8 protein-coding genes and 1 pseudogene are annotated in these 7663 nt (G+C 67.7%); 1 reads left to right on the top strand and 8 read right to left on the bottom strand.

What is annotated here, in order from left to right; all coding sequences use genetic code 11:
* From AC1DBQ_RS19900 to dxr, 6 genes are all read right to left on the bottom strand, one after another.
* Positions 1-549: flavodoxin-dependent (E)-4-hydroxy-3-methylbut-2-enyl-diphosphate synthase (locus AC1DBQ_RS19900; protein ID WP_476930151.1), on the bottom strand; the 549-nt coding region annotated here is incomplete at its 3' end.
* Between the two features lie 49 nt (positions 550-598).
* Complete coding sequence (locus AC1DBQ_RS19895) at positions 599-892, bottom strand: YciI family protein (RefSeq protein WP_091249712.1); 294 nt, start codon at positions 890-892, stop codon at positions 599-601.
* 57 nt (positions 893-949) lie between these two features.
* Positions 950-1510 carry a hypothetical protein gene (locus AC1DBQ_RS19890; protein ID WP_476930150.1) on the bottom strand — a complete coding sequence of 187 codons (561 nt, stop codon included), beginning with the start codon at positions 1508-1510 and terminating at the stop codon, positions 950-952.
* Entirely contained in the window at positions 1507-2154 is a 648-nt protein-coding gene (locus AC1DBQ_RS19885) for a MarR family transcriptional regulator (RefSeq protein WP_476930149.1), read from the bottom strand. The genes AC1DBQ_RS19890 and AC1DBQ_RS19885 overlap by 4 nt, the downstream gene beginning before the upstream one ends.
* A gap of 295 nt (positions 2155-2449) precedes the next feature.
* On the bottom strand, positions 2450-3781 hold the full coding sequence (locus tag AC1DBQ_RS19880; protein WP_476930148.1) for a M50 family metallopeptidase: 1332 nt from the start codon (positions 3779-3781) through the stop codon (positions 2450-2452).
* Between the two features lie 19 nt (positions 3782-3800).
* Positions 3801-4985: a 1-deoxy-D-xylulose-5-phosphate reductoisomerase gene (gene dxr, locus AC1DBQ_RS19875; RefSeq protein WP_476930147.1), complete on the bottom strand. Its 1185-nt coding sequence runs from the start codon at positions 4983-4985 to the stop codon at positions 3801-3803.
* A gap of 175 nt (positions 4986-5160) precedes the next feature.
* Here dxr and AC1DBQ_RS19870 point away from each other — a divergent pair, with 175 nt between their 5' ends.
* Positions 5161-6639, top strand: coding sequence for a lipase maturation factor family protein (locus AC1DBQ_RS19870; RefSeq protein WP_476930152.1), 1479 nt, complete (start codon positions 5161-5163; stop codon positions 6637-6639).
* Between the two features lie 71 nt (positions 6640-6710).
* Here AC1DBQ_RS19870 and AC1DBQ_RS19865 read toward each other — a convergent pair whose 3' ends face one another.
* Together AC1DBQ_RS19865 and AC1DBQ_RS19860 are read right to left on the bottom strand one after the other, a co-directional pair.
* Entirely contained in the window at positions 6711-7373 is a 663-nt protein-coding gene (locus tag AC1DBQ_RS19865; protein WP_476930146.1) for a response regulator transcription factor, read from the bottom strand.
* Positions 7363-7663 (bottom strand): annotated as a pseudogene (locus AC1DBQ_RS19860) (hypothetical protein); the annotation flags it as partial. The gene AC1DBQ_RS19865 and the pseudogene AC1DBQ_RS19860, both read right to left, overlap by 11 nt.

Raw genomic sequence — 7663 nt, 5'->3', positions numbered from 1 at the left:
ACCGTGCTCTTCAAAGAGCGAGGCTTCCCAGACGGCGGATTCGACGAGCGCTTCCGGGGTGGCCTTGCCGTACTTCTTCAGGATGCCGGGTTCCAGGGATCCGGCGTTGACGCCGATCCGGATGGAGGTGCCGTGGTCCTTCGCGGCGCGGGCGATTTCCTTGACCTGGTCATCGAACTTGCGGATGTTGCCCGGGTTCACGCGCACGGCGGCACAACCGGCCTCGATCGCGGCGAAGACGTACTTCGGCTGGAAGTGGATGTCCGCGATCACCGGAATCTGGGACTTCTTGGCGATGATCGGCAGCGCCTCGGCGTCGTCGGCAGACGGGCAGGCGACGCGCACGATGTCGCAGCCGGACGCGGTGAGCTCAGCGATCTGCTGCAGGGTGGCGTTGATGTCCGTCGTCGGCGTCGTGGTCATGGACTGGACGCTGATGGGCGAGTCGGAACCGACACCCACAGATCCGACCTTGATCTGGCGCGTCTTCCGGCGGGGGGCAAGGACGGGGGGCGGTGCTGACGGCATTCCCAGGCTGACCGAGGTCACGTGGACTCCCTTTTTGGTATCGAGGTATCGAAGGCGGAGGCGGAACGGGCTAGGCGGCGTGCTCGGCCAGGAGACCGGTCAGCGGCGCCCACACAGTGGTGCGGGTGCCCGAGATGGCACCGGCGGCGGCGAACGGGTCCTGCCGCAGGAGGTCGTTCAGGGCCGCTTCGTCGGCAGCCTTGAAGATGAGCAGCGCACCCGCACCATCGCCGTAGGGGCCGCTCGCGAGCAGGTCGCCCTCGCGGGCAAGTTCCGCAGTCCATGCGCGGTGCGCCGGGCGGCTGGCATCGCGGACCTCGGAAGATTCGGCGTCGTACACGTACTCCACAGCAAAAACAGTCATATGGATACACTATCGCCCAGTTTGCCCGGTTCCCATCCGGGGCCGCCCTGCGCCCGGTCAGCCGAGGAAGAGGACCTTGGTCAGAGCGGCGACACCGGATGCCCAGAGCAGGGACGTCAGCGTTCCGATGATGAACCGCTCGGCGGCMACCGGGGTGGCCTTCAACTCCGCGAAACGGCCAAGGCCCTTGATGGCCACGACATAGGCAATGGCGACGGGCTGGCCGGCGAGAACGGCMAGGCACACTGCGAACCGTTCCAGTACTCCGATAATGGCGCCGCCCCGCAGGATGCGCGCGGCGCTGACCGTGTCAGCGTCCCCGGCAGGCTCCGCGGCAGCAGGCTCCGGGACGGCTTGCGCGGCCGGCGCATCCGCCGCAGCCTGCGCGGCGGCGTCTGCTGCAGTGGCGGCGTCCGCTGCGGGCCGGGGGCTCTCGACGTCGGCGGTTGAGTCTGCGGCGGGATCCACGACCGCAGCGTCGCCGGCACCCGCGCCGGCGACCCCCGCGGCGTCAGCCCGGTCGTCAATGGTCCGCGCGAGCCGGAAGACCAGGGCAGTGACCGGCCAGCCGACGAAGCCGGCCGTGAGCAGGGCCAGGGTGATCCAGAGGGCGTTCACCGGTCTCCTTCTGTGCTGTCGTCGGCAAAGGACAGCAGCATCGCGGCCGCCGGCCTCGCCGCCCATTCTTCCTGCCAGCCGGAGCGCAGGACGGCGCGGCTCACCGATTGCTCCGTGATTCCGAGTTTCTGCGCTGCGATTTTTTGGGTGCCGTGCGTGCCGTGACTGCCGGTCTGTCCGTCCCGCACCGAACGCAGTACATCCACCACCTTCCACTGCGCCACGGTCCGGTCCTGGACCAGGCGTCCGATCAGCCGCAGCACCGCCTCCGCATTGGCGCAGGCACCAGGCCGCCGGCCATTGCCGGCGACCACGGCGAGCGGCACGTGGGCTGCCGCGCCCTTGGCCCGGTCAACTGCGGCCCGGGCTGCCACGAAGGCAGGGCCGGAGCCTTCCCGCGGGCTGGCGRGCAGCGGCTGGTCCACGTCCCCCACCCCGATCCCGACGTACCAGCGACCGCTGCGCARGGCGTGCAGGGCGATCTCCACCACCTCGTCGGGCTGTTCCACGACGCCCTGGACCTCGTCTCCCACCGAGCGCTCGAAGCGCCCTGCGGTGGAGAGCGCGCCCAGTTCCTTCAGGAGGTGGGGGACCCGGTCGACGTCGCCCGTACTGCCGCGCTGGTCGATTGTCATGACGTACATGGCCCCAGCCTAGAGAGGTGATTCTSAATAATCAATCACTTTAAACTKATTACTAAAAATCAGCCGAAATAAGCTAATGAAGGAAAATCAGCGGAAGCGGGCTGGGAAGGAGAGGCCCGACGGACAGGCCCGGACTGACCGCGCGCCGTCCGGGGGCACTTTGACACGAAACGCCGGGCGCCCTCGTCCATTTCGCCACCGGGCAGCGGCAAAGTGCMCCCGGCCGCAGGACTGAGCACGCGGACAAAACCAGAGAACCTCGCGGGACATTTCCGCAGCCACGACGGCCGCCGCGTCACCCGAAGAGGTTGACCGGTTTGACGATGTCCGCGTAAATCAGCAGCGCTCCCATGCCCATCAACAGGACGGCCACCACGTACGTCACCGGGAGCATCTTGGCGATATCGAAGGCGCCGGGGTCCGGACGGCCGAACAGCTTGGCGACCTGGCGGCGGCCTCCCTCGTACAGCGCGCCGGCCACGTGGCCGCCGTCCAGCGGCAGCAGGGGAATGAGGTTGAAGACGGCGAGGGCGAAGTTGAGTCCGGCCAGCAGACCTATCAGTGCGGCAAAGCGGGACTGCAGCGGGACATCCTCCATGGCGGCGACCTCGCCGGCCACGCGGCCCACGCCCACCACGCTGATGGGCCCGTTGGGGTCCCGGGGTTCCTCGCTGAAGGCCGCCTTGGCCACGCCGGCCACGCGGTCCGGCAGGTTCACGATCACGCCGGCAACCTGCTTGATGTTCTCCCCGGCCATCGGCAGCACGGCCGAGGCCGGCTGCTGGACGAGTGCCGTCTGGGCGCCGATGCCGAGGAAACMGACGTCCTGGTACTGGAGCTTCCCGTCAGCGTCCTTGGCCTGCCGGCCGTCGGCGCCGATTACCGGACGGGAGGAGAGCACAGGCGTGACTGTGGCGGTGACCGTGGCGCCGCCGCGCTGCACGGTGATGCTGACCTGTTTGCCCGCCGAGGCGCGGATCCAGCCGGTGAGTTCATCCCAACTGGTGACGGCCTTGCCGTCGAAGGAGGTAATGGTGTCGTTCGGCTTGAGCCCGGCCGCTGCCGCGGGGGTGAGCTTGCAGGCGGCGGAATTCGGGTCCACGGTCTCGCCCGCCTTGACCTGGCATTTGGAGACGTCGGCGATGGTGGTGGTCTGGCTGGCGACGCCGAATCCCATCAGCAGCACCCCGGTCAGCACGACGCCGATCAGCAGGTTCATTGCAGGGCCGCCGAGCATGATGATGATCTTTTTCCAGACCGGCAGACGATAGAAGACCCGCATCTCGTCGCCCGGGCCGATTTCCTCATGGGCGAGGGAGCGGGCATCGGACGCCAGGGACTGGAACATGCCGGTGCTCGACGTGCGGACGGTGCCGTCGTCCTTGTTCGGCGGGTACATCCCGATCATGGACACGTAGCCGCCCAGCGGGATGGCCTTGAGGCCGTACTCGGTTTCGCCGCGCTTCCTGGACCAGACGGTGGGTCCGAAACCGATCATGTACTTGGTCACGCGGACCTTGAACAGCTTGGCCGGCAGCAGGTGCCCGACTTCGTGCAAGGCGATGGACACTGCGATGCCGATCGCCACGAAGACGACACCGAGGATAAAGAGGAGGACGGGGCTCATGTGCGTGATCTGCTGCTTCCTAGACGCTTCTGACGGCTAAACGTTCGTGGGTGCGGGCGCGTGCCCATCTTTCAGCATCCAGTACCGACTCCACCGTCAGCCCGGAGGATCCTGTGTGTTCGCTGAGGACGGCTTCGATGGTATCGACGATGTCGGTGAACCGGATCTGCCCCGCATGGAAGGCCATCACGGCTTCCTCGTTGGAGGCATTGAACACGGCGGGGAAGGTGCTGCCCTGCCGTGCGGCGTCTTTGGCGAGACCGACGGCGGGGAACGCCACGGCGTCCAGCGGCTCGAAGGTCMAGCTGGTGGCCTGGGTCCAGTCGCAGGCCCGGGCAGAGCCGGGGACGCGGTCCGGCMAGCCGAGACCGAGGGCAATGGGCAGGCGCATGTCCGGCGGCGAGGCCTGGGCGATCGTGGAGCCGTCGACGAACTGGACCATGGAGTGCACCACAGACTGCGGGTGGACCACGACGTCKATCTGCTCCAGCGGGATGTCGAAAAGCAGGTGCGCCTCGATCACTTCCAGGCCCTTGTTGACGAGGCTTGCCGAGTTGGTGGTGACCATGAGGCCCATGTCCCACGTGGGGTGGGCCAGGGCGTCCTGCGGCGAGACATCGTGGAGCTGGTCCCGGGTCCTCCCGCGGAACGGGCCGCCCGAGGCCGTGAGGATGAGCCGGTCCACTTCCGCTGCGGAGCCGKAGCGCAGGCACTGGGCAATCGCCGAATGCTCCGAATCCACMGGGACGATCTGGCCCTCGCGGGCAGCGGCCTTGACCAGCGAGCCGCCGACAATGAGGGACTCCTTGTTGGCCAGGGCCAGCGTGGCACCGGATCTGAGGGCGGCCAGGGTGGGGGCGAGCCCGATGGAGCCGGTGATGCCGTTAAGGACGACGTCAGCGGTGATTTCCGCGATCCGAGTGGAGGCATTGGGGCCTGTGATGAGTTCGGGGMTGTACCCGAGGAGCCCTGCCGCGCGGGCGGCGTCGTTGATCATGTCCCGGAGCGCGGAGGCATCCCGGGAGGCAACGCCGATGGCCTGGGCGCGGGTGTGGACGGCCTGCCGGGCCAGGAGTTCGAGGTTGCCGCCGCCGGCGCTGAGGGCGACGACCTCGAAAAGGTGCGGGGCGCTGTCGACGACGTCAATCGCCTGTGTGCCGATGGAACCGGTGGACCCGAGGATGACGATCTTGCGCGGCTGCATGATTCAAGTATCCCGCACCGCGCTCTTGCTCGAGTTGCGCCGCGGCCAGCATCGAGTTGGCATGTCACGGCAGTCCMGGCGCGCAACACTGCCGCGAAGTGCGCACCCGACGCCCGCGTGGTTCTGCCTGCGACGGTACGTTGACGCCGGGAACCGCAGGCGTAACGTGGGGATCGTGGAGTGGACGGCCTGGCTGGACGCGCCGGAGTACGAGTTCGCCCGGCAGGTATTGCAGCGCGGCGTCGCCATCCTGTATGTCGTGGCGTTCCTTTCCTCACTAAACCAGTTCCCGGCCCTCCTCGGCGAGCGCGGCCTGTTGCCGGTCCCGGATTTCCTGGCAGGTTCCAGCCGGCTGCGCAGGCCCACCCTGTTTAGCTGGCGTTACTCGGACCGGTTGCTGCGCGCGGTGTGCTGGGGCGGGATGGCGATTGCCGCCACGCTTGTCTTAGGGTTGCCGCAGCTTGGCCCGCCCTGGGTTCCCCTGCTGGCGTTCCTGGCGCTATGGCTGTTGTACATGTCGATAGTCAACGTGGGGCAAACGTTCTATGGCTTCGGCTGGGAGATGCTGCTGCTCGAGGCCGGGTTTACCGTGGCGTTCCTCGGCTCCGACCAGACTCCCCCGCCCAGGACCATCCTGATCCTGCTGGCCTGGCTGGTGTTCCGTCTTGAGTTCGGTGCCGGCATGATCAAGATCCGGGGCGGGCGGGAGTGGCGGGATCTGACTGCCCTGTACTACCACCACGAGACCCAGCCGATGCCCGGCCCGCTCAGCCGGCAAGCGCACCTGCTGCCCAAGGCGTGGCACCGGCTGGAAGTCCTGGGCAACCATTTCGCCCAGCTGGTGGTGCCGTTCTTCCTCTTTGCCCCGCAGCCGCTGGCCAGCGCAGCCGCGGGCATCATTGTCTTCACCCAGCTCTGGCTGGTGGCGAGCGGGAACTTCGCCTGGCTCAACTGGATGGCGATCCTGCTCGCCTTCGCCGCGGTCAGTGATCCGGTGGCGCATACCGTGATCCCGGCGATTCCGCTCGACTGGCACTCGGAGGCATGGGGAGCCGGCGCTCCTGCCGGCGCCGGCAGCCAAGMGCCGGTCGCGTGGCTGGTGGTGGTGCTCTTTGGCACCGTGCTGCTGCTCGTGCTCAGCTACCGCCCGATCGAGAACCTGCTCTCCCATTACCAACTGATGAACGCCGCCTTCAACCGCTGGCAGCTCGTGAACGCCTACGGCGCCTTCGGCACGGTCACGAAGCAGCGGATTGAAATCGCGGTGGAAGGAACCATCGCCGCGGAACCGGACGACACTGCGGAGTGGCGGGAGTACGGCTTCCGCGGCAAGCCCGGGGATGTCCGGCGGATCCCGCGCCAGTGGGCGCCCTATCACCTCCGCCTCGACTGGCTRATGTGGTTCCTGCCGCTGCGCACCGTGCACGAGAGGTGGTTCTACGCGTTCCTGGCCAAGCTGCTGGAGGCCGACCGCCCCACCCTGCGCCTGCTGCGGATGGATCCGTTCGACGGCGAACGCCCCCACTGGGTGCGCGCCCGCAGCTACCTGTACCGCTTCTCCACCCGGGCGGAGTTCCGGGAGACGGGCCAGCGCTGGATCCGGATCCCGCTGCACGAGTCGATTCCGCCCCTGTCCCTGCCGCCGGACGACTGAAAGTCCGGCCAGTCGTGGCGTTTCGTCGCCCGCCTCCCGCCGCCACGGATCCGCGGCCCCGCCCAACAGGGCTACGTTGCCCGGAGGCTGTAGCGGTGTTCAGGTCGTCCGGTGGTGCCGTAGCGGAGGTTGACGTCGACGGAGCCGTCCTCCACCAGGGCGGAGAGGTAACGTTGCGCTGTTGCCCGGGAGATGCCGACGCTTGCGGAAACATCCACCGCGGTCAGGGCTCCCGGGGTGTGTCCMAGGGCACCGAGGACGGCGGTTTCCGTCACGGTTCGGGCTTTGGCAGTTTGCGCATCTGAGGTGTGCAGCTGACGCAAGGCACGTTCCAGGACCTCCTGGTCCAGTGCGGATTCCGAAGCGAGGARGCGACGGTAGCGGGCATAGCCGCGGAGCTTTTCGGCGAGCTGCTTCTCCGAAAAGGGCTTGATGAGATATCCCAAGGCTCCCCTCCGCATGGCTTTGCGGACGGAGGAAGGATCCGACGCGGCGCTGAGAACGAAGGCGTCAATGTCCAGACCCCGCAGGATATCCAGCCCGTTGCCGTCCGGGAGGTAGATGTCCACTAGGACAAGATCCGGGCGGAATGCGTGGATGGCCTCCAGGGCGGCTCCCCCTGTCCCCACCGGTTCCAGTGCCATATAGCCGGGCGCGGCATTGACGTAGGTGGCATGGAGCCGGGCCACGTGGAAGTCGTCGTCGACAATCTGGACCCTCAGGTCATCCTTCAATTCGTGTCCTTTCGTCGTTAACTGCCAGGACCCGAGGCAAGCGGGCACAAAACACGGCACCCGGCCCGCCGGGCTCGCCAGGGGAAATCACCCAGACATCGCCGCCACGGCTGCGCGCGATCTGGCGGKACAGGGTCAGCCCGAGCCCTTCGCCCTGCCCGGCGTTTCCTGCTTCCAGCCAGTCGGCCGGGCCCTGGTCGGAGTTCCGCTCCGGGTCCTGGCCTGGCATCCGTCCCGCGGTCGAGTAGCCCTCCTTGAACGGCGCCTCAGGGTCCACCCCCTGCAGCCCG

The sequence above is a fragment of the Arthrobacter sp. 10T413_2 genome (genome assembly GCF_056394205.1).
This window is presented reverse-complemented; position numbering and strand designations above follow the sequence as displayed.